The 19,854-nt window shown below is 67.5% G+C and carries 17 protein-coding genes; 8 read left to right on the top strand and 9 right to left on the bottom strand.

Annotated features, from left to right (window positions below):
- Nucleotides 1-103: 103 nt before the first annotated feature.
- On the bottom strand, nucleotides 104-1,297 hold the full coding sequence (locus tag HAV22_RS18045) for an acyl-CoA dehydrogenase (RefSeq protein ID WP_166860940.1): 1,194 nt from the start codon (nucleotides 1,295-1,297) through the stop codon (nucleotides 104-106).
- 152 nt (nucleotides 1,298-1,449) lie between these two features.
- On the bottom strand, nucleotides 1,450-1,950 hold the full coding sequence (locus HAV22_RS18040) for a flavin reductase family protein (RefSeq protein WP_166860939.1): 501 nt from the start codon (nucleotides 1,948-1,950) through the stop codon (nucleotides 1,450-1,452).
- 121 nt (nucleotides 1,951-2,071) lie between these two features.
- Between HAV22_RS18040 and msrA the strand changes: the two genes are divergently transcribed.
- The gene (gene msrA / locus HAV22_RS18035) at nucleotides 2,072-2,611 is read left to right on the top strand and encodes a peptide-methionine (S)-S-oxide reductase MsrA (protein ID WP_166860937.1); all 540 of its coding nucleotides are present in this window, start codon (nucleotides 2,072-2,074) and stop codon (nucleotides 2,609-2,611) included.
- Nucleotides 2,612-2,661: 50 nt separating this feature from the next.
- On the opposite strand, the gene HAV22_RS18030 is transcribed toward msrA, so the two are convergent.
- Entirely contained in the window at nucleotides 2,662-3,876 is a 1,215-nt protein-coding gene (locus HAV22_RS18030) for a class I SAM-dependent methyltransferase (RefSeq protein WP_166860935.1), read from the bottom strand.
- Between the two features lie 38 nt (nucleotides 3,877-3,914).
- Nucleotides 3,915-5,132, bottom strand: a complete 1,218-nt coding sequence (pdxH, locus tag HAV22_RS18025) for a pyridoxamine 5'-phosphate oxidase (protein ID WP_166860933.1) — start codon at nucleotides 5,130-5,132, stop codon at nucleotides 3,915-3,917.
- A gap of 100 nt (nucleotides 5,133-5,232) precedes the next feature.
- Here pdxH and tcdA point away from each other — a divergent pair, with 100 nt between their 5' ends.
- The 3 genes from tcdA to cysK are packed head-to-tail and all read left to right on the top strand — an operon-like array spanning nucleotide 5,233 to nucleotide 7,685.
- A complete protein-coding gene (gene tcdA, locus HAV22_RS18020; protein WP_166860931.1) occupies nucleotides 5,233-6,144 on the top strand; it encodes a tRNA cyclic N6-threonylcarbamoyladenosine(37) synthase TcdA in 912 nt (303 codons plus the stop codon).
- Between the two features lie 37 nt (nucleotides 6,145-6,181).
- Entirely contained in the window at nucleotides 6,182-6,724 is a 543-nt protein-coding gene (locus tag HAV22_RS18015; RefSeq protein ID WP_166860929.1) for an FKBP-type peptidyl-prolyl cis-trans isomerase, read from the top strand.
- A 28-nt stretch (nucleotides 6,725-6,752) separates the two neighbouring features.
- The gene (cysK, locus tag HAV22_RS18010; protein ID WP_166860927.1) at nucleotides 6,753-7,685 is read left to right on the top strand and encodes a cysteine synthase A; all 933 of its coding nucleotides are present in this window, start codon (nucleotides 6,753-6,755) and stop codon (nucleotides 7,683-7,685) included.
- A gap of 57 nt (nucleotides 7,686-7,742) precedes the next feature.
- Here the strand turns inward: cysK and HAV22_RS18005 are convergent, their stop codons facing one another.
- A complete protein-coding gene (locus tag HAV22_RS18005) occupies nucleotides 7,743-8,768 on the bottom strand; it encodes a cation diffusion facilitator family transporter (protein ID WP_166860926.1) in 1,026 nt (341 codons plus the stop codon).
- Nucleotides 8,765-9,094: an ArsR/SmtB family transcription factor gene (locus HAV22_RS18000; protein WP_166860924.1), complete on the bottom strand. Its 330-nt coding sequence runs from the start codon at nucleotides 9,092-9,094 to the stop codon at nucleotides 8,765-8,767. Before HAV22_RS18000 ends, HAV22_RS18005 begins: the two co-directional genes overlap by 4 nt.
- 152 nt (nucleotides 9,095-9,246) lie before the next feature.
- Here HAV22_RS18000 and HAV22_RS17995 point away from each other — a divergent pair, with 152 nt between their 5' ends.
- Nucleotides 9,247-9,876: a lysophospholipid acyltransferase family protein gene (locus tag HAV22_RS17995; protein ID WP_166860922.1), complete on the top strand. Its 630-nt coding sequence runs from the start codon at nucleotides 9,247-9,249 to the stop codon at nucleotides 9,874-9,876.
- A gap of 26 nt (nucleotides 9,877-9,902) precedes the next feature.
- On the opposite strand, the gene HAV22_RS17990 is transcribed toward HAV22_RS17995, so the two are convergent.
- The 3 genes from HAV22_RS17990 to HAV22_RS17980 are packed head-to-tail and all read right to left on the bottom strand — an operon-like array spanning nucleotide 9,903 to nucleotide 14,100.
- A complete protein-coding gene (locus HAV22_RS17990; RefSeq protein WP_166860920.1) occupies nucleotides 9,903-12,701 on the bottom strand; it encodes a M16 family metallopeptidase in 2,799 nt (932 codons plus the stop codon).
- 15 nt (nucleotides 12,702-12,716) lie between these two features.
- Nucleotides 12,717-13,601 carry a metallophosphoesterase family protein gene (locus HAV22_RS17985; RefSeq protein ID WP_229421316.1) on the bottom strand — a complete coding sequence of 295 codons (885 nt, stop codon included), beginning with the start codon at nucleotides 13,599-13,601 and terminating at the stop codon, nucleotides 12,717-12,719.
- Between the two features lie 16 nt (nucleotides 13,602-13,617).
- Nucleotides 13,618-14,100, bottom strand: a complete 483-nt coding sequence (locus tag HAV22_RS17980; protein WP_166860917.1) for a CinA family protein — start codon at nucleotides 14,098-14,100, stop codon at nucleotides 13,618-13,620.
- 383 nt (nucleotides 14,101-14,483) lie between these two features.
- On the opposite strand from HAV22_RS17980, the gene HAV22_RS17975 reads away from it, so the two are divergent.
- The 3 genes from HAV22_RS17975 to HAV22_RS17965 are packed head-to-tail and all read left to right on the top strand — an operon-like array spanning nucleotide 14,484 to nucleotide 19,686.
- Complete coding sequence (locus HAV22_RS17975; protein ID WP_166860916.1) at nucleotides 14,484-15,026, top strand: YfiR family protein; 543 nt, start codon at nucleotides 14,484-14,486, stop codon at nucleotides 15,024-15,026.
- A 4-nt stretch (nucleotides 15,027-15,030) separates the two neighbouring features.
- Nucleotides 15,031-17,097 (top strand): sensor histidine kinase, YfiR-like protein-associated, encoded by a 2,067-nt coding sequence (locus HAV22_RS17970; protein WP_166860914.1) that lies wholly within the window; start codon nucleotides 15,031-15,033, stop codon nucleotides 17,095-17,097.
- A gap of 9 nt (nucleotides 17,098-17,106) precedes the next feature.
- Entirely contained in the window at nucleotides 17,107-19,686 is a 2,580-nt protein-coding gene (locus HAV22_RS17965; RefSeq protein WP_166860913.1) for an EAL domain-containing protein, read from the top strand.
- The last annotated feature ends 168 nt before the right edge of the window (nucleotides 19,687-19,854 follow it).

Here is a 19,854-nt window from a genome sequence, read left to right as displayed (position 1 = left end):
CACCGGCGGGTTTTTTTACGTCTGGTGGGCTCGCGGAGCCCACCCTACGATATACATTGGCCGTAGGGTGGGCACCCTGTGCCCGCCATGCGTACCGCTATCGTCAGAATGCGGCGATACCGGTCTGCGCGCGGCCCAGGATGAGGGCGTGGATATCGTGCGTGCCTTCGTACGTGTTGACGACCTCCAGGTTGACGAGGTGGCGCGCCACGCCGAACTCGTCGCTGATGCCGTTGCCGCCCATCATGTCTCGCGCCATGCGCGCGATGTCCAGCGACTTGCCGCAGGAATTGCGCTTCATGATCGACGTGATCTCGACGGCGGCCGTGCCTTCGTCCTTCATGCGGCCCAGGCGCAGCACGCCCTGCAGGCCCAGCGTGATTTCCGTCTGCATGTCGGCCAGCTTCTTCTGGATCAGCTGGTTGGCGGCCAGCGGCTTGCCGAACTGCTTGCGGTCCAGCACGTACTGGCGGGCGCGGTGCCAGCAGTCTTCGGCCGCACCCAGCGCGCCCCAGGCGATGCCGTAGCGGGCCGAGTTCAGGCACGTGAACGGACCCTTCAGGCCGCGCACTTCCGGGAACGCGTTTTCTTCGGGACAGAACACCTCGTCCATCACGATCTCGCCCGTGATCGATGCGCGCAAGCCCACCTTGCCGTGGATGGCCGGTGCCGACAGGCCCTTCCAGCCTTTTTCCAGCACGAAGCCGCGGATCTTGCCTTCGTCATCCTTGGCCCAGACGACGAACACGTCGGCGATCGGCGAATTCGTGATCCACATCTTCGAGCCGGACAGCGAATAACCGCCGTCGACCTTGCGCGCGCGCGTGACCATCGAGCCCGGATCGGAGCCGTGGTTCGGTTCCGTGAGGCCGAAGCAGCCGATCCATTCGCCGGTCGCCAGCTTCGGCAGGTATTTCTGCTTCGTCGCCTCGTTGCCGAATTCGTAGATGGGCACCATCACGAGCGACGACTGCACGCTCATCATCGAGCGGTAGCCGGAATCGACGCGCTCGACTTCACGCGCGATCAGGCCGTAGCTGACGTAGTTCAGGCCGGGGCCGCCGTATTGCTCGGGGATCGTCGGGCCGAGCAGGCCCAGTTCGCCCATCTCGCGGAAGATGGCAGCGTCGGTGGTTTCGTGGCGGAAGGCTTCGAGGACGCGCGGCAGCAGCTTGTCCTGGCAATAGGCCGCGGCGGCATCGCGCACCATGCGCTCCTCGTCGAGCAGCTGCTCGTTCAGCAGCAGCGGGTCATCCCAATGGAACTGGGCTTTGTGGGGCGTAGCGGAACGGCTCATGGGGCTCCTGTCTCAATTCTTGTAAGAATGGTGGGCGGGCGAAAGGATGGTCGCCCGGGTCGAGCCATTATAGAAACCCCGCCTTGCCGCATCTTTTCAAACTGCGACAGGCATTTTCATTTTTAAACGAGCAAGAACGCGCGTGGTCCGGATCAGGTGCTGCTGAAGCGCCCGCCATGGAACAGCAGGGCGGATTGCGGATGCACGGCGCAATCCTCGACTTCGCCCACGAAGATCACGTGGTCGCCTTCCGGATAGCGGCTGCGGTTGTGGCATTCGAACCAGGCGGAGACGCCTTTCAGGATCGGCTGTCCGGTGCGCGACAATTCGTACTCCACGCCTTCGAACGGGTCCTGTCCGCGGCGCGAAAACCGGCGCGCCAGCTCTTCCTGCCCGGCGGACAGGACGTTGATCACGTAGTGCGAATTCCCCGTGAAGATGGGCAGGCTGTTGGCGATGTTCGACAGGCTCCACAGCACCAGCGGCGGCTCCAGCGACACGGAATTGAACGAGGACGCGGTCAGTCCGCGGAATTTGCCGTCGCCGAGGCGCGTCGTGATCACGGTGACGCCGGTCGCGAACTGCGACAGGGCCTGGCGGAAATGGGCGGAATCGAAACCGCGCGTGGCGGCGCGAGGTGAGCTGGTGTTCATGCGCGCATTATGCCACCAATGGGCTATTCCCCTCGGGCCGGCCCTGTTTCGGTCCTGCACAAGCATGCGCTTTCGGTTACAGTAAAGCTATGGAAAACAATTCATTCCTCGAGGAGTCAGTATGAGCCAGCAATCCGCAACCGAAGTGGCCATCCTGGGCGGCGGGTGTTTCTGGTGCCTGGAAGCGGTCTATCTGGAAGCGCGCGGTATTCTCCGCGTGGAATCGGGCTATATGGGCGGCACGACACCCGCCCCGACGTACGAACAGGTGTGCGCGGGCACGACGGGCCATGCGGAAGTGGTGCGCCTGGAGTTCGATCCGGGCGTGATCAGCTACCGCGACATCCTGGAAATCTTTTTCACCATTCACGACCCGACGACGCTCAACCGCCAGGGCAACGACGTGGGCACGCAATACCGGTCCGCGATCTTCTTCACGTCGCCGGAGCAGGAAGCGATGGCGCGCAAGGTGATGGCCGAGATGGCCTCGGTGTGGGATGCGCCGATCGTCACGCAGGTGCTGCCGGCCGAGCAGTGGTTCAAGGCCGAGGATTACCACCAGAATTATTTCGCCCAGCACCCGCTGCAGGGCTATTGCGCATTCGTCGTCGCGCCCAAGGTGGCCAAGTTCCGCAAGACGTTTACGGACCGCGTCAAGTAATTTCCAGCGGTGCCGTAGGGTGGGCACGCCGTGCCCACCAAGCACATCGGTCACCGATACATATACTTCCGCGACCACGGCATCAGGTCCGGCGTGTCCCCTGCCTTGCCGCACACGATCTGGTACAGGCTGATCCAGTCGTGCGCGAAGCCGTACGCGCAGCCGGCCAGGTAGACGTGCCAGATGCGGAAGGTCTTGGGGTCGCACGTGGCCCGGATGCGGTCGGCATTGTTCTCGAAATTCTCCGTCCACTGCGCGCACGTGCGGGCATAGTGGCGCCGCAGGTTTTCCACGTCGCGTACTTCGAGCCCGCCTTCCTGCATCGTGCGGATGACGGTCGAGAGGTGCGCCAGCTCGCCGTGCGGGAACACGTATTTGTCGATGAATTCGCCACTGCCGTGCGGGCTGTTGCGCTGCTCGACGTCCGTCGTGGTGATGCCGTGGTTCATCACGACGCCGCCCGGCGCCAGCAGCTTGTTGATGCGCCCGAAGTACTCGGGCAGGTGGTCCACGCCGACGTGCTCGAACATGCCGACGCTCGTGATACGGTCGAACTGGCCGTCGACGTCGCGGTAGTCCTGCAGGCGGATCTCGATGCGGTCCTGCAAGCCCGCCTCGGCCACGCGCTTGCGCGCGAGCTCGCACTGGCGCTCGGACAGCGTGACACCGACGCAGCGCGCGCCGAACTTGGCGGCCGCGCGGATGACGAGGGCGCCCCAGCCGCAACCGATGTCGAGCAAGGCCTGGCCCGGCTGCACGCCGATCTTGGTGAGGATGTGGTCGATCTTCTTTTGCTGGGCCGTGGCGAGGTCCTCGTCGCCGTTCTCGAAATAGGCGCAGGAATAGACCATGGCCGGATCGAGGAACAGGCTGTAGAACTCGTTGGAGACGTCGTAGTGGTAGCGGATGGCCTCGGCATCCTTCTCGCGCGTGTGCGGCGAGACGAGGCGCATGGCGGCGCTGGCGACGCGGCTCGTGCGCGCCGGCTTGCCCGTCGTTTCCGCGAGGGCCGAGCCCACCTGGATCATGTCGGCCGCGCGGCCTTCGATCTCGAGCGCGCCTTCGACATAGGCCTCGCCCAGGTTGCCCAGCGACGGCGCGAGCAGGTAGCGCAGCCCGCCCGGATTCGGTACGCGGATCTTCACGCGCGGCTGGTCGGACGACAGGTCAACGTGCGCGCCATTCCACAATTCGACGCGCAGGGGCAGGTTGAACTTGCTGCGGATGCCTGAAGTCCAGGCGGAAAGTTTCATCTGGTCGAACACGCGAATTCCTCCGGCTAGTCCTGGACCAGATGGCTGGCTCAGGGTTGCAAACGTTGCCGCGCCCAGCTGCCGTCTTCCTGCCGCGTGTAGACGATGCGGTCGTGGAAGCGTGAACGCCGCCCCTGCCAGAACTCGATCCGTTCCGGCACCAGGCGAAAACCGCCCCAGTGTTGTGGCCGTGGCGGTGCTTCGCCATATTGACGCGCCACTTCCTCGTAGTGTTCTTCGAGGGCGGCACGGCTCGCGATCGGTTCGCTTTGCTCGGACGCGATCGCCGACAGCCGGCTTTTCAGGGGCCGGCTGTTGAAATACTTATCGCTTTCCTCGGCACTCGTGCGCTCGACTTTCCCTTCGATCCGCACTTGCCGTTCAAGTTCACTCCAGAAGAATAGCAGAGCCGCAAAAGGATTGCTTTCCAGTTGCTTGCCTTTTTGGCTCGCGTAATTCGTGTACCACGTGAAGCCGCGCGCATCGAACTGCTTGACGAGCACGATGCGCGACGTCGGCCGCCCATCCGCGTCGACGGTGGCCACGCTCATCGCGTTCGGCTCGTTCACCTCGGCCTTCAGCGCTTCCTCGAACCAGCGCGCGAACTGCGCGACCGGGTCGTCCGCGACGTCGCTCTCGTCGAGGCTCGCCTGGCCGTAGTCCTTGCGCAGGTCGGCCACGCGTTCGCCGATTGTCGGGGCCGCATGTGACGCCGGTGTGACGGACGCTGCCGGCTCGTCCAGGCCGCGGCGCCGGCGCATCGCACCGCCCAGGCGGGCCATCTGCTCCGGCCCGAACAGGCGCAGCGCCATCGGCGCCACGAAGCCTTCCTCGCGTTCCATGTGGCCCTGGTAGCACTGCACGAAGCGGCGCACGATCGAGGCCGACAGCTGCGTGCCGCTGCCGTCCGCGATGGCCGCCAGCTGCTCGTGCAGGTCTTGCCACATCGCATCCATGTCCTTGTGTTCCTGCAGGATGCGCGGCGCCAGCGCCTGCAGCGTGGCCGCATCCTCGCCCTGGGCGACGGCACGGAGCATCGGCAACAGGTCCTGTTCTTCGTCGTCGTGATGCAGGTGGGCCGCCTTGTCGAAGTATTTCAGCACGGCACTTGCCGCCTGGCGCGCCTGTTCGTCGGCGCCGTATTCCGGCAGGTGGACGAGCAGTTTTTCCAACGTGGCGAGCTGCTTGCGGATCCGCCCGTGGCAATGCTTGAGGACGGCGACGGGCTGGTCGAAATCGGGAGCGGGTTCGGGAAGTAAGGTGTTCATGGTTGCTGTTGTGGACGCGCAGTTTGCGGATGATTTTTTGATTGACTGAAAGTTATTTTAGGGCAAGGAGCGCCATTCCGTCCGGTAAAATGAAAGGATCATGACTACGATTTCCACCTCCCTCCCTGTGACGGTTGCGGACGACATGCTCGCCGACGTCGACTTCGGCCGCCGCTTCGGCGGCATTGCCCGCCTCTACGGCGAGCGTGCACTGGAACGTTTCCGCGCGGCGCACGTTTGCGTGGTCGGCGTGGGCGGCGTCGGCTCCTGGATCGTCGAAGCGCTCGCGCGCAGCGCCGTGGGCCGGCTTACGCTCATCGACCTCGACAACGTGGCCGAATCCAACATCAACCGGCAGATCCAGGCCTTGTCCACGACGGTCGGCATGCCCAAGATCGAGGCGCTGAAGCAGCGCATCGCGCTCATCAATCCTTACTGCGAAGTCGAGCTCGTCGAGGATTTCATCGATCCGGACAATATCCCGGCGATGATTGGCACAGACCGGCCTGGCGCGGCCCGTTTCGACTACGTCGTCGACGCCATCGACAGCGTGAAGGCGAAGGCCGCGCTGATCGCGTACTGCAGCCGGCAGGCGATTCCGCTGATCGTCATCGGCGGCGCCGGCGGCCAGCTCGACCCGACCAAGATCGAGGTGCGCGACCTCGCCCGCACCGAGCAGGAGCCGCTGCTCAAGAAAGTGCGCAAGGTGCTGCGCGCCCAGTACGGCTTCGCGCGCGGCGAAAAGAACAAGTACCACATCGACGCCGTGTTCTCGATGGAGCCGCTGCGCTACCCGGAAGCGGGCGATGCGTGCGCGGTCGACGCGAACAGCATCACGGGCCTGAACTGCGCGGGCTTCGGCTCGAGCATGGTCGTCACGGCCACGTTCGGCATGGTCGCGGCCGGGCATCTGCTGCGCAAGCTGGCGGAAGAGGCCAATGCCGTGCCTGCGCCGGCACTTGTAACCGAGTCCGTCGACGCTGTGCAACCCGAGGAGGCCTTGCTATCATAGGATTGGTTTTTTCTTACTGATCCATGAAAGAGGCTCCATGATCCGTCGTATCGCCTTCGCAAGCCTGGTGCTGGCGGCTGCTGCCGCCCACGCGCAGGACGCATCCCGGCAGGCCGGCAACGGCCTGCAAGGTCCCAAGGACCCGGCCCAGGCCACCGCCACCGCCGCCGCCCCCGCCAACCCGACCAATCCCGTCAACCCGGCACCCGACGCCCAGGCGGAGCAAGGGCCGCAAGTCCAGGTCATCGACCACGTGATCGGCAAGGGCGCGGAAGCGACCATCGGCAGCAACGTCGTCGTCAACTACACGGGCTGGTTCTACAAGCCGCTGGCCACCAAGCAGCACGGCCGCAAATTCGACTCGTCGCTGGATGCGGGCCGCGAACCGCTCGAGTTCCAGCTGGGCGCGCACCAGGTCATCAAGGGGTGGGAGCAGGGCGTGCAGGGCATGAAGGTGGGCGGCAAGCGCACCCTGATCATCCCGAGCGAACTCGCCTACGGCAAACGGGGCGCCGGCGGCGGCTCGATTCCGCCGGATTCCGACCTGATCTTCGACGTGGAACTGTTGAAGGTCAAGTAAGTCCAAATTCATCAACCTGGAGGACTGCATGCGTATCGCGAACGACGTGACGGAATTGATCGGCAATACCCCCCTGGTGCGGATCCGCCGCATGGCGCAGGGCGCCGGCGCCGACATCACCGCCAAGCTCGAGTTTTATAATCCGGCCCATAGCGTGAAGGACCGGATCGGCTGGGCCATGATCGAGGCGGCCGAGCAGGCCGGCAAGATCGGCCCGAACACCATCATCGTGGAACCCACGAGCGGCAACACGGGCATCGCGCTGGCGATGGTATGCGCGGCGCGCGGCTACCGCTGCCGCCTCGTCATGCCCGAGACGATGAGCAACGAGCGCCGCATGCTGCTGCGCGCGTACGGCGCCGAACTGGTGCTGACGCCGGGGCCGGAAGGCATGCTGGGCGCCATCCGCCGCGCCGAGGAAATCGTCGCGGCCGATCCGAACTGCTTCATGCCGCAGCAATTCAACAACCCCGCGAACCCGGACGTCCACCGCCGCACGACGGCCGAGGAAATCTGGCGCGACACCGACGGCAAGGTCGACATCCTCGTGGCCGGCGTCGGCACGGGCGGCACGATCACGGGCGTGGCCGAAGTGATCAAGGCACGCAAGCCGGGCTTCCAGGCCATCGCCGTGGAACCGGAAGCGTCGCCGATCCTGTCCAAGGGCACGAAGGGCCCGCACCCGATCCAGGGCATCGGCGCCGGCTTCATCCCGGAAGTGCTGAATACGAAAATCTACGACGAGGTCATCACCGTCAAGAACGACGACGCGTTCGAGACGGCTCGCGCGGCCGCGCGCGAGGAGGGCTTGCTGGTCGGCATCTCGTCGGGCGCCGCCCTGTGGGCCGCGATCCAGGTCGCCAAGCGGCCGGAGAATGCGGGCAAGCTGATCGTGACGATCATCCCATCGTTCGGCGAGCGCTACCTCAGCACGGCGTTGTTCGCGAATCTCGCGGGCTGATCAGCGCGCGTTTCAAAAAAATGGCCCGCCGATGCGCGGGCCATTTTTTTAGTGGATTCAATGCGGGTGCGGGTGGGCGCGGTGGCCGTGATCGTGGCCGTGATGATCGTGGTCATGGCCATGGTCATGGTCATGATCGTCGTGCGCATGCGCTTCCAGCCCGTCGTGCAGGCTGCAGCTGCTGTGCTTGGTCGTGCCTTGCTCCACCTGCAGCGTGCAGTGGTGGATGGAGAAGTACTCGCGCAGATGGCGGGTGACGTCGTCGATGGCCGCGTCGCCCGGATAGCCGGCCGGCATGACGAGGTGGGCCGTCAACGCGGTCTCCGTCGTGCTCATCGCCCAGATGTGGACGTCGTGCACTTCCGTCACGCCGGGTTGCGCGGCGAGGAACGCCGTCACGGCTGTCGCATCGACGCTGGCCGGCACGCCCGCCAGCACCATCTGGATCGATTCCCTCAGCAGCGACCACGTGCCGACGACGATCACGATAACGAGCAGCAGGCTGACAACCGGGTCGAGCCATGTCCAGCCCGTGTAGATGATGACGATGCCGGAAATGACCACGCCCAGCGACAGCACGGCATCGGCCGCCATGTGCTGGTAGGCGCCGCGCACGTTGATGTCGTCCTTGCTGCCGGCCACGAACAGCCAGGCCGAGAAGCCGTTGATCAGCACGCCGATGAAGGCCACGATGGACACCGTCGTGCCGGCCACCGGTTCCGGATGGGCGAAGCGGTGCAGCGCTTCCCAGGCGATGGCGCCGCACGCGACCATCAGCAGCAGGGCGTTGGCGAGGGCAGCCAGGATGGTCGTCCCGCGCATGCCGTACGTGAAGCGGCGCGTCGGCATGCTTTTCGTGAGCAAGGCGGCGCCCCAGGCGAGGCCGAGGCCGAGCACGTCGGACAGGTTGTGGCCGGCGTCGGCCATCAGCGCCGTCGAGTTGGCGATGAAGCCGTAGACGAATTCGATGGCGACGAAGGCCGTGTTCAGCGCGATCGCGAGGCCGAACGCGCGGCCGTTGTCGCCTGGCGCGGGGTGGTGATGGTGGCCATGTCCATGGCCGTGGGAATGGTGGTGACTCATGCGTCCAGTCCGGTGGTTGATTCGGTGACGGGTTCGGCGATGTGTTCGAACATGTCGGAGAGCAGGCCGCTGATGTGGGCATCGGCGGCCGCATAGAACACCTGCTTGCCCTGGCGCTCGGCCTTGACGATGCGGGCCGCACGCAGCAGGCGCAGGTGGTGGCTGACCAGCGAGCTGGACAGGTTCAACGCCGCCGCGATGTCACCCACCGCCGTCGGCTGCGCGAGGCAGGCGAGCACGATGCGCAGGCGCGTCGGGTCGCCCAGCAGGTGGAACAGGTCGGCGAGTTCGTCGACGGCATTGTCGATGTCGGGTGGGATGCTCATGCTTAACGTGTGAAGAACTGTTCACATGTTAAACGCATAGGCGTGACGAGCGCAAGTCACATTTGACGCCGTGCACAACGTCTGTTGCCTATCCGACTCCGGACCATGACCGCAGGGCTGCGCTACAATTATCCTTTTGCCATGCAATAAATATGGTCAATACTTCGTCTACCGCCACTAAATTGCCACTCTTCATCCGCGCGCTGAGAAGCCTCATGTCGCGCGTCGGCAAGGTCACGGTGACGGGGACCGGGCACCTGCATGGCCCGGTCGGAAAAGTCATCGTCTGCAATCACGTGGGTTGGGCGGATCCGTTATGGGTCGGCTATGCAGTGCTGCCGCGCGTCCTGCACCAGATGGCGAAAAAAGAGCTGTTCGATCATCCGGTCAGCGGCTGGTTCGTACGCTCCGGGGGCGGGTTCCCGGTGGATCGTGGCAACCCCTCGACGGCCACCATCAAGCACGCGGTATCGCTTGTCGAGCAGGGCGGCCTGGTGCTGATCTTCCCCATGGGCACACGCAATCAGGACAATGCGGACGCCAAGCGGGGCGCCGCGACGATCGCATTGCGCGCTCGCGGAGAAATCGTGCCTGCCCATTACCAGGGACCCGACCGGATCCGCTTCGCACACCTGTTCCGCCGGCCGACGATCCGCATCACGTTTGGCGCGGCCGTCGCCGTGCCGCTAGACGCCACCGCCAATAAAGCGACGGCGCTGCAGTTGACGAACGAGCTCGACCAGGCGATGCAGCTCGTATCGCAGCAAGCCGCGTCCGTCTGAATCGTGTGAGTGGCGGCCTCAGGCCATCACTGCACCTGCCCATCCGCATCGCGCACTTCCGGCGTGCCGAGTCCCTGCTTCTGCAACTGCGGCGCGATCGCCGCGCGGTCGCCCACGGCGATTACCTTCAGGCGGTCGGGCTTCAGCCACGTTTGCGCCGCCGCCTGCACCTGCGCCGCCGTCACGGCGCGGAACCGGTCCGGCAAGCTGCGCCAGTAGTCGGCCGGCAGGTCGAAGACGTACGTCTCGGCCAGGCTCGCGACGGTGCCGCTGTTCGTCTCGAACCGGCCCGGCAGCGAATACACCTGCGAGTCGCGCGCGCCCGCGAGCTCGGGGGCCGGCAGCGGCTTGTCGCGCATGCCGTTCACTTCCTTGAAGATCTCCGCGACGGACGGCCCCGTGACGTCCGTGCGCACGCTGCCCGCGATGGTGAACGGGCCCGGCGTGCGGTCGTAGCGGAACGCGGAGAACACGCCGTAGCTGTAGCCCTTTTCCTCGCGCAGGTTGAGGTTGATGCGGCTCGAGAACAGCCCGCCCAGCGCTGCGTTCATGACCTGCATGGCGGGATAGTCTTGTGTCCTGCGCGCGGCCGCGATGGCCGTCACGCGCAGCGCCGTCTGCGGGGCGCCCGGCTTGTCGACGACGACGAGGCGCGCCTTGCTGCCTTCCGGATCGCCGACCGCCGACACGGCCGCGTCGGCCTGTTCCCAGCCGCCGAAGCGCTTCTCCGCCAGCGCACGCAGTTCGTCCAGCGTGATGTCGCCGGTGACGACAAGGGCCGCATTCCCCGGCAGGTAGTGGCGGCGCCAGAAGCGCACGAGGTCTTCGCGTGTCGTGGCGCGGATCGCCTGCTCCGTGCCCAGTTGGCCGTAGCCGTACGGGTGGTTCGGGCCGTACAGCGCGCCCGCCGCGGCGACGGCGGCGACCAGCGCCGGGTCGTCGCGCTGCTGCGTCAGGTCGCCCAGGCGCGCGGCGCGCTGGCGCTCCACTTCCGCAGTGGGAAAGGCCGGATGCTGCACGACGTCGGCCAGCACGTCCAGCGCCTGCCCGAACGTGGATCGCAGCGCGAGCAGCGACACGGTCGACGCGTCGTTCGACGCGTCGCTGCCGAGGAAGGCGCCGAGCTGCGCGATCTCGTCGGCGATGCGCGGCGCGCTGCGCGTGGCCGTCCCTTCCTGCAGCATCTGCGCCGTGTAGCCGGCGAGGCCCGGCTGGTCGGTCGGGTTGGCGTCGGAGCCGCTTTTCACGACCAGTTCCGCCGCCACGAGCGGCAGCGCGGGGTTCGGGTGATGGATGACGGTCAGGCCGTTCGGCAGCGTGAACGAGGCGCCCTGCGGCAGCGCGAAGCGGGGCGCCGGGCCCGGCTTCGGCGGCGTGCGGCGCCACGGCTCGTCGCGGTTGATGCCGGCGGACAGTCCCGTCTTCGACGCCTTCGGCGGAGGCGGCGTCGGGACATCGGGCCCGAGATCCGGCTTGCCCGGCACGCCGGAGACGATCACGCGCGCGTTCGGTGCCAGGAACGCCTGCGCCACGCGGCGCACGTCGGCCGCCGTCACGCGGCGCAGGCGCTCGACGTCCTTCGGCAGGTAGCCCGGGTCGCCCGTGTACTGGTTGTACTGGTTGATCTGGTTCGCGAGGCCCGTGCCGCCCAGCTTCTCGATCCCCGTCAGCATCGCCGTCTCGATCGTGTTGCGGGCGCGTTCGATCTCCTGTTCGGACGGCCCGGTGTCGCGCAGCGTCTTCAGCTCGGCGTCGATGGCCGCTTCCAGTTCGGCCGCGTCGTGGCCCGGCCGCGCGGTGGCGTCGACGATGAAAGTCGACGTGAGCGCGTTCGAATTCTGCGCGGCGGACGCTTCCTGCGCGATCTGCTGTTCGTACACGAGCGACTTGTACAGCCGGCTCGATTTGCCGCCGGCAAGGATCTGCGCCGTCACCTCCAGTTCCGCGTCGCCCGGCTGGAACGCGGGCGGCGTGAGCCACGCCATGTACACGCGGGGCAGCTCGACGCGGTCCGGCACGACGATGCGGCGCTCGCGCGTGATGGGCGGCGTGGCCACCTGCGGGTGGACGACGGGCGCGCTGCGCTTGAAGCTGCCGAAGTACTTGGCCACGAGGGCGCGCGTTCTGGCCTTGTCGATGTCGCCCGCGATGACGATGCTGGCGTTGTTCGGGCCGTAGTAGCGCTTGAAGAAGTCGCGCACGTCGGCCAGCTTCGCGTTCTGGATGTCGGCGTGCGAGCCGATGACGGCCGCGTAATACGGATGCGTCCTGGGGAACAGCGCGTGGTTCAGCGTTTCCTCGACGATGCCGTACGGGCGGTTCTCGACGCTCTGGCGCCGCTCGTTGCGCACGACGTCCTGCTGGTTCGACAGCGCCGTCTGGTCCAGCACGTCGAGCAGGTAGCCCATGCGGTCGGCGTGCACCCACAGCGCCAGTTCCAGCTGGTTCGACGGCACAGTGTCGTAGTAATTCGTGCGGTCGTAGTCCGTGCTGCCGTTGCTGTCGGTGGCGCCCGCGCCTTCCAGCAGGCGGTCGGCGAGGCCGCGCGGCAGGTGCCGGCTGCCGGCGAACATCATGTGCTCGAACAGGTGGGCGAACCCGGTCAGCCCCGGCGCCTCGTTGGCGGGGCCGACGTGGTACCAGATGTTGACGGCCACGATGGGCAGCCGGTGGTCCTCGACGAGGATCACTTCGAGGCCATTGGGCAGCGTCGTCTTGTCGTAGCGGACCTGCGGCACGGCCGCCGCCGCACCGGGCTGCGCGAACGCGGCCGGCGCGCCGGCGCACAGCAACAGCAGGGACAGGGCGGACAGGAGGCGTTTCATGGGGACTCCGTTTTTTTAATGACAGGCGGCGCTGCCGTGGTCGGCCGGCGCGACCCCGAACGAATACAGCCGGGTGGACTCGATGAATTCCCAGCCGTAGCCGCCCGGGTACAGGCGCAGCCGGAGCACGCCGGTGCGGTTGCTGTCGCGGACTTCGCTGTGCGGCACGGTGAGCAGGAACGGCGTCGGATACGCCCCGCCCGTGCCGACGACGAACTGGCGGATGCCGCGCGCCGGGTCGAGCCGGCCGTCGGCGTCCTGCGGGGCGAAGCGTTCGTAATCGTGGTCGTGCCCGGACAGCACCAGTTCCGCGCCGGCGTCGTACAGCACCTGCCACGCGTCGCGCATCTTCGGGATGCTGCCATGGCCGCCCGAGCTGTACAGCGGATGGTGCCAGTAGGCGAGCGTGCAATGCGCCGGATGGGCCGCCAGGTCGGCGCGCAGCCAGTCCAGCTGGGCCGCGTGCCGGGCCGGGGCGAGGTTGCTGTCCAGCGAGACGATGTGCCAGCCGCCGAGGTCGAAGCTGTAGTAGCCGCGGCCCGCGCGCTCGCCCCACCAGGCGAAATAGGGCGTCGCGCCAGGCGTGTAGTACTCGTGGTTGCCGGGCGCGGGCCACGTGCGGTCCTTGAAGCGGCCCCACGTGGGGGCGTAGCAGTCGGTGAATTCGCGCGCGGCGCCGCGCGGGTAGGTCAGGTCGCCCAGCGCCAGCACGACGGCACGCGGGTCTTGCGCGAGCCCGGCCGCGACGGTTGCGGCGGTGTCCGCCGCGCCCGAGTACGCGGGGTCGGGATAGGCGCAGCGCGCGATGTCGCCGGCCGCATATACGGTGACGCCCTCGTCGAGGTCGGCGGCGGCAGCCGGACCGGCGAGCGCGGCGAGCAGCGCCGCCGCGGCCCGCATCGGCACACCCCGCATCCTACTCGAGGAGGCGCAGCAGGCCGGCCAGCGCGTGCGCCACGGTCTGCTCGCGCACCGCGTGGCGGTCGCCGGAGAAGACGAGCCGTTCCGTGTACGTCGTATCGCCCTTGGACCAGCCGAAGCACACGGTGCCCACGGGCTTGCCGGGGACGGCGCCCGTCGGGCCGGCGATGCCCGTCGTGGAGACCGCCACGTCGGCGTTGCTGTTGGCGACGGCGCCTTCGGCCATGGCGCCCGCGACTTCCTCGCTGACGGAACCGAATTGCGCGATCAGCGCGGCCGGCACGTCCAGCATCTCGGTCTTGGACGCGTTCGAATAGGTCACGAAGCCGCATTCGAACCAGCCGGTCGAGCCGGGGATTTCCGTGATGGCCTGGGAGACGCCGCCGCCGGTACAGGATTCGGCGGTGGCCAGCAGCAGGCTCTTGGCTTCGAGTGCCCGGCCCACACGGGTGGCCAGGTCGAGGATGTCGTTCGTCACGTGTCGCTCCTTTGTATGATGGCGGCCGGGGTGCGCCGCCAGGGTCTCCAGGATCAGTCGTGGGCGCGCCGCCGTGTGCCGGCGACAGGATCCGCAGCGCGCTCGGGTCCATTCTAGCGCGCCTTCCCGTGCGCGGCGTTGGAATCTTAACGAAAAGCCACGGCGGGCACGATGCGCCGGCCGTCCATACGATTGCCGGTGTATTTATCGTCGTGGATGCATGCCTTCGTTCCGTGCGACATTACCTGCGGCCGTGCTGCTATCCTGCTCGACTTGCGGGCCGGCCGTGGGGCTCGCCCGCACCGTTGTCCACTGACCGAACCAGGACCTCGCATGCCGCTCGACCGTTTCGCGCATGGCCATCCGGGGCCGGCATACCCGTGATGGCGTCGTCCTTCTCAGCCGCGCGTCGCGCCCGCCAGGCGGTGCTGTGCCTGCTGATCCTCGCAGATGCCGCCCAGGCCCGGGCCGCCCCCGTTGCCGCCCCTGAGCGCAAGCTCAAGGCGGCCTACCTGTACCGCGTCGCCACGTTCGTCGACTGGCCGGACGCCGCATTCCCGCGTCCCGGCAGCCCCTTGAACGTCGGCGTCGCCGGCGACGACGCGCTGGCCGACGAGGCCGAGCGCTACATGGCTGGGCGCCTTGTCCACGGCCATTCGCTGGCTGTCCAGCGCATCGACCCCGCACGTGCCGTGCCGCCCGGGCTGCAGGTCCTGTACGTGGCGCCGGGGGCGGCGCGCACGCGCCTGCTGGATGCCGTACGCAGCCGGCCCGTATTGACGGTCTGCGACGGCGCGCCCGTGCAGGGCTGCGTGATCGGGCTCGTGGCGGACGGGGCCCACCTGCGCCTGCACATCGACCGGCCCGAGGCGCTGGCCGCGCAGCTGCGCATCAGCGCGCGCCTGCTGGCGCTGTCCGCGTGGTGATGCCATGATCCGGCCGCGCCGCTCCATCCGCGAAAAACTCGTCACGATCGTGATGTCGACGACGCTCGCCGCACTCGTCGTCTCGGTGGGCACCGTCGTCGCCTACGACCTGCGCAGCTACAAGCACGCGCTGCTGAACGACCTGGCGACGCAGGCGGAACTGGTGGGCCACATGACGTCGGCCGCGCTGGCCTTCGACGATGCCCGGCTGGCGGGCGAGAATCTTGCGCTGCTGCGCAGCCGGCCGTCGGTGCGCGCGGCCGCCATCTACGACGAGCACGGCGCGCTGTTCGCGACCTACGTCGCGCCCGGCGAGGCCGGCGTGTTCCCCGTGCGGCCGGCGAAGGGCGGGCGACCCGTGCGCGCGGGCGCCAAGGAAACGTATGTCGGCGACGGCGACGAGCTGGTGCTGTACAAGCCGATCAGCGAGAACGGCGACCTGCTCGGCACCGTGTACCTGCGCTCGCAGAACCAGATGATGGCGCGCATGCGCGACTACCTCGTGATCTGCGTGTGCGTGACGGTGCTCGCGCTGTTCACCGCGTGGCTGCTCGTGCGCCGGCTGGGCCACACGATCACGACGCCCATCGACGCCATCACGAACATCGCGCGCGAAGTGGTGGCACGGCGCGACTACTCGCGGCGCGCGCCGCGCATCAGCGAGGACGAGGCAGCGGAACTCGTCGACTCGTTCAACGCCATGCTGACCGAGATCGAGCAGCGCACGCGCGCGCTGGAAGACTCGAACCGCGAGATCGCGCGCGAAGCCCAGGAACGGGCGCGCGCGCAGCAGGAAGTGATGCGCCTGAACGAAGGGCTGGAGGCGCGCGTGCAGGAACGCACGGCCCAGCTGGAACTGGCGAACTCGGAACTGGAGCTCGCGATCGAGGAGGCGCGCAATGCCAACCAGGCCAAGTCGGCGTTCCTGTCGTCGATGAGCCACGAGCTGCGCACGCCGCTGAACGCGATCCTCGGCTTCGCGCAGATCCTGGCGTCGAACGACATGCCGACGACGCCCGAACAAAAGCAGGAATTCGCGGGCCACATCCTGAAGTCGGGCCGCCATCTGCTCACCTTGATCAACGAGATCCTCGACCTGGCCAAGGTGGAGGCGGGCGCCGTGTCGCTGTCGATGGAGCCGGTGCCGCTCGCCGACGTGCTGGCCGAATGCCGGGGCATGATCGCGCCGCTGGCCGCCACGCGTGGCGTGCGCGTGCTGTTCCCGGAAGCGCCGACGGCCCGCGTGCAGGCCGACCGCACGCGCCTGAAGCAGGTGCTCCTGAACCTGCTGTCGAACGCCGTGAAGTACAACCGCGACGGCGGCGCCGTCGTCGTCGACTGCGCGCAGCCGGCGCCGCAGCGCCTGCGCCTGTCCGTGCAGGATACGGGCATGGGCCTGTCGCCCGAACAGGTGGCGGGCCTGTTCCAGCCGTTCAACCGCCTCGGCCAGGAAGCGGGCACGCAGGAAGGCACGGGCATCGGCCTCGTGGTGACGCGCCGCCTGGTAGAACTGATGGGCGGCGAGATCGGCGTCACCAGCAGCCCTGGCGTGGGCAGCGTGTTCTGGATCGAGCTGGCCTGCGTCGACCTCGGTGCCGCCACCGCGCCCGAGGCGCCGCCCGCCGCGCATGTCGGCGCCGGGCCGGTCCGTGCCGACGGCGCCTCGGCCGCAAGCCCGGCCACCGTGCTGTACATCGAGGACAATCCGGCCAACCTGAAGCTGGTGCAGGAAATCGTGCGCTTCCGTCCCGACCTGCGCCTCGTGTGTGCGCCGGACGGCCACTTCGGCCTGTCGCTCGCGCGCAGCCAGCTGCCCGACGTGATCCTGATGGACCTGAACCTGCCCGGCCTGTCGGGGTTCGAGGTGCTGGCGCAGCTGCGCCGCGAACCGGACACCGCGCGGATTCCGGCCATCGCGGTGTCCGCCAACGCCATGCGCGCCGACATCGACCGTGCGCTGGCCGCCGGCTTCGCGCGCTACCTGACCAAGCCGATCGACATCGGCCAGTTCAACGAGGCCATCGACGGCGTGCTCGCCACCCGCGCCGTCGACGAGAAACAGCCCCAGTGAGGACGCTCCATGATTTCGCCTACCGACATCCGCCGCGCGCACATCCTCGTCGTCGATGACGAGCCGGTGAACGTGCAACTGCTCGAATTCCTGCTCAAGTCCAGCGGCTACGAGCACGTCGCCAGCACCACCGATCCGCGCCAGGTGGCCGCGCTGCACCTGCAGCACCGCTACGACCTGATCATCCTCGACCTGCAGATGCCGCACATGGACGGCTTCCAGGTCATGGAGGCGCTGAAACCGATGGAGCGCGAGTCGTGGCTGCCCGTGCTCGTCGTGACGGCGGAGCCGGACAAGAAGCTGGCCGCGCTGGAGGCCGGCGCGCGCGACTTCATCGGCAAGCCGTTCGACACGGTCGAGGTCCTGACGCGCATCCGCAACCTGCTCGAAGTGCGCCTGTTCCACCAGGAGTCGCGCGACTACGGCGCGCGCATGGAGCGCAAGGTGCGCGAACGGACCGCGGAGCTGCAGCGCTTCCGCGGCGCGATGGACGCGACGTCCGACGCCATCTTCCTCGTCGATGCACGCACGATGGCGATGGTCGACGTCAGCGACGGCGCCTGCCGCATGCTGGGTTTTTCGCGCGAGGCGCTGTTGCGCATCGACCCGGTGGCGCTGGGGCTCGCCGAGCGGCCGCAGCTCGAACGCTATGCCGACCCGGCGTCGGCGTCGCGCGAGCACGACATCGTCGAGACGGAGCTGCTGCGCGCGGACGGACAGGGCGCCGTGCCGGTCGAGATCAGCTGGCAGCTGCAGTACGAGAACCACGACCGCATCCTGATCGCGGTGGCGCGCGACATCAGCGAGCGCCTGCAGGCGGCGCAGCGTTTGAAGCACATGTCGAACTACGACAGCCTGACGGGCCTGCCGAACCGCAGCCTGTTCTTCCACACGCTGCGCGATGCCATCGAGCTCGCGCAGGACAAGAACTGGCGCATCGCCGTCCTGTTCATCACGCTCGACCGTTTTAAAATCGTCAACGATTCGCTGGGTCCCGCGCTGGGCGACGAGCTGCTGCGCCAGTTCAGCACGCGGCTGGTGCGTTGCGTGCGCCTGCGCGACACGATCGGGCGTCTCGGCGGCGACGAGTTCGCGCTGATCCTCACGATGACGCGCGAGCAGACCGAGGACGAGGCCGTGAGCGTCGCCAACGAGGTGCGCGAGGCGCTGCGCGCGCCGTTCGACCTGAACGGGCAGCAGGCCGTGCTGACGGCCAGCATCGGCATCGCGATGTACCCGGACGACGCCACCGACCCCGGCACGCTGGTGAAATACGCCGACGTGGCGATGGTGCGCGCGAAGGAGGCAGGCCGCGACGGCTACCGTTTCTTCACGGCCGGGATGAACGTGCAGGTGCTGGCCCGGCTCGAGCTCGAGCTGGCGCTGCGCGGCGCCATCGAGGGCGACCAGTTCGAGCTGCACTACCAGCCCAAGCTGGACCTGAACACGGGCCGCGTGACCGGCGTGGAAGCGCTGCTGCGCTGGCGCCGTCCCGGCACGGGCCTCGTGTACCCGGCCGAATTCGTGCCCATCCTGGAAGACACGGGCATGGTCGTGCGCGTGGGCGCGTGGATCATCGGCGAGGCCTGCCGCCAGATCGCCAAGTGGATCCAGGAAGGCGTGCGCGACGTGCGCGTGGCCGTGAACGTGTCGAGCCGGCAGTTCGTCGAGGGCGACCTGGAAGGCGACATCCGCACCGCGCTCGCGGAACACCGCGTGGACCCGGGCCTGCTCGAACTGGAGCTGACGGAGAGTGCGCTGATGTCGAACTTCGAGCACACGGTGCAGGTGCTGGAGCGGCTGAAGGCGCTCGGCATCCGCATCGCCATCGACGATTTCGGCACCGGATATTCGAGCCTCGCCTACCTGAAGCGTTTCCCGATCGACAAGCTGAAGATCGACATCGCGTTCGTGCGCGACATCACGACGAACCCGGACGACGCCGCGATCGCGCTCGCGATCATCAGCATGGCGCACAGCCTGCACATGCAGGTAATCGCGGAAGGCGTGGAATCGCGCGCGCAGATGGCGCTGCTGCGGCGCCACCGCTGCGACGAGATCCAGGGCTTCCATTTCGCGCGCGCGCTCGCGCCCGCCGACCTGGCCCGGCTCGTGCTGGAAAACCGCGCCCAGCCCACGCGGCCGGCAGAGGACGACCGCAACGTCCAGACGCTGCTGCTCGTCGACGACGACGTCAACATCCTGGGCACGCTGCACCGCCTGTTCAGGCGCGACAACTACCGCGTGCTGACGGCCGCTTCGCCGGCCGAGGCGTTCGAGCTGCTGGCGCTGTACCACGTGCAGGTGATCCTGTGCGACCAGAAGATGCCCGTCATGAACGGCACCGAATTCCTCAGCAAGGTCAAGGAGATGTATCCGGACACGATGCGCATCATCCTGTCCGGCTACACGGGCGTGGAGACGGTGCTCGACTCGATCAACCGCGGCGCGATCTACCGCTTTTATACGAAGCCGTGGAACGACACGGAATTGCGCGACAACGTGCGGCTCGCGTTCCGCCAGTACTGGCTCACGCATGGGCCGTACGACGATCGCAAGGCGCCGCGCGGGGACGAGGAGGCCGCGTGACGGGGTGCGCTTGGTGGGCACGGGGTGCCCACCCTACGATGTCCCGTTCCCCGTTCCCCGTTCCCCGTTCCCCGTTCCCCGTTCCCCGTTCCCCGTTCCCCGTTTCCCGTTTCCCGTTCCCCGAACCCCGAACCCCGAACCTCGAACCCCGAACCCCGAACCCCGAAC

It is taken from the genome of Telluria antibiotica (assembly GCF_011682055.1).
Lineage (GTDB): Bacteria > Pseudomonadota > Gammaproteobacteria > Burkholderiales > Burkholderiaceae_D > Telluria > Telluria antibiotica.
Note: the sequence above shows the minus strand (reverse complement) of the source record. Positions and strands in the feature narration are given on the sequence as shown.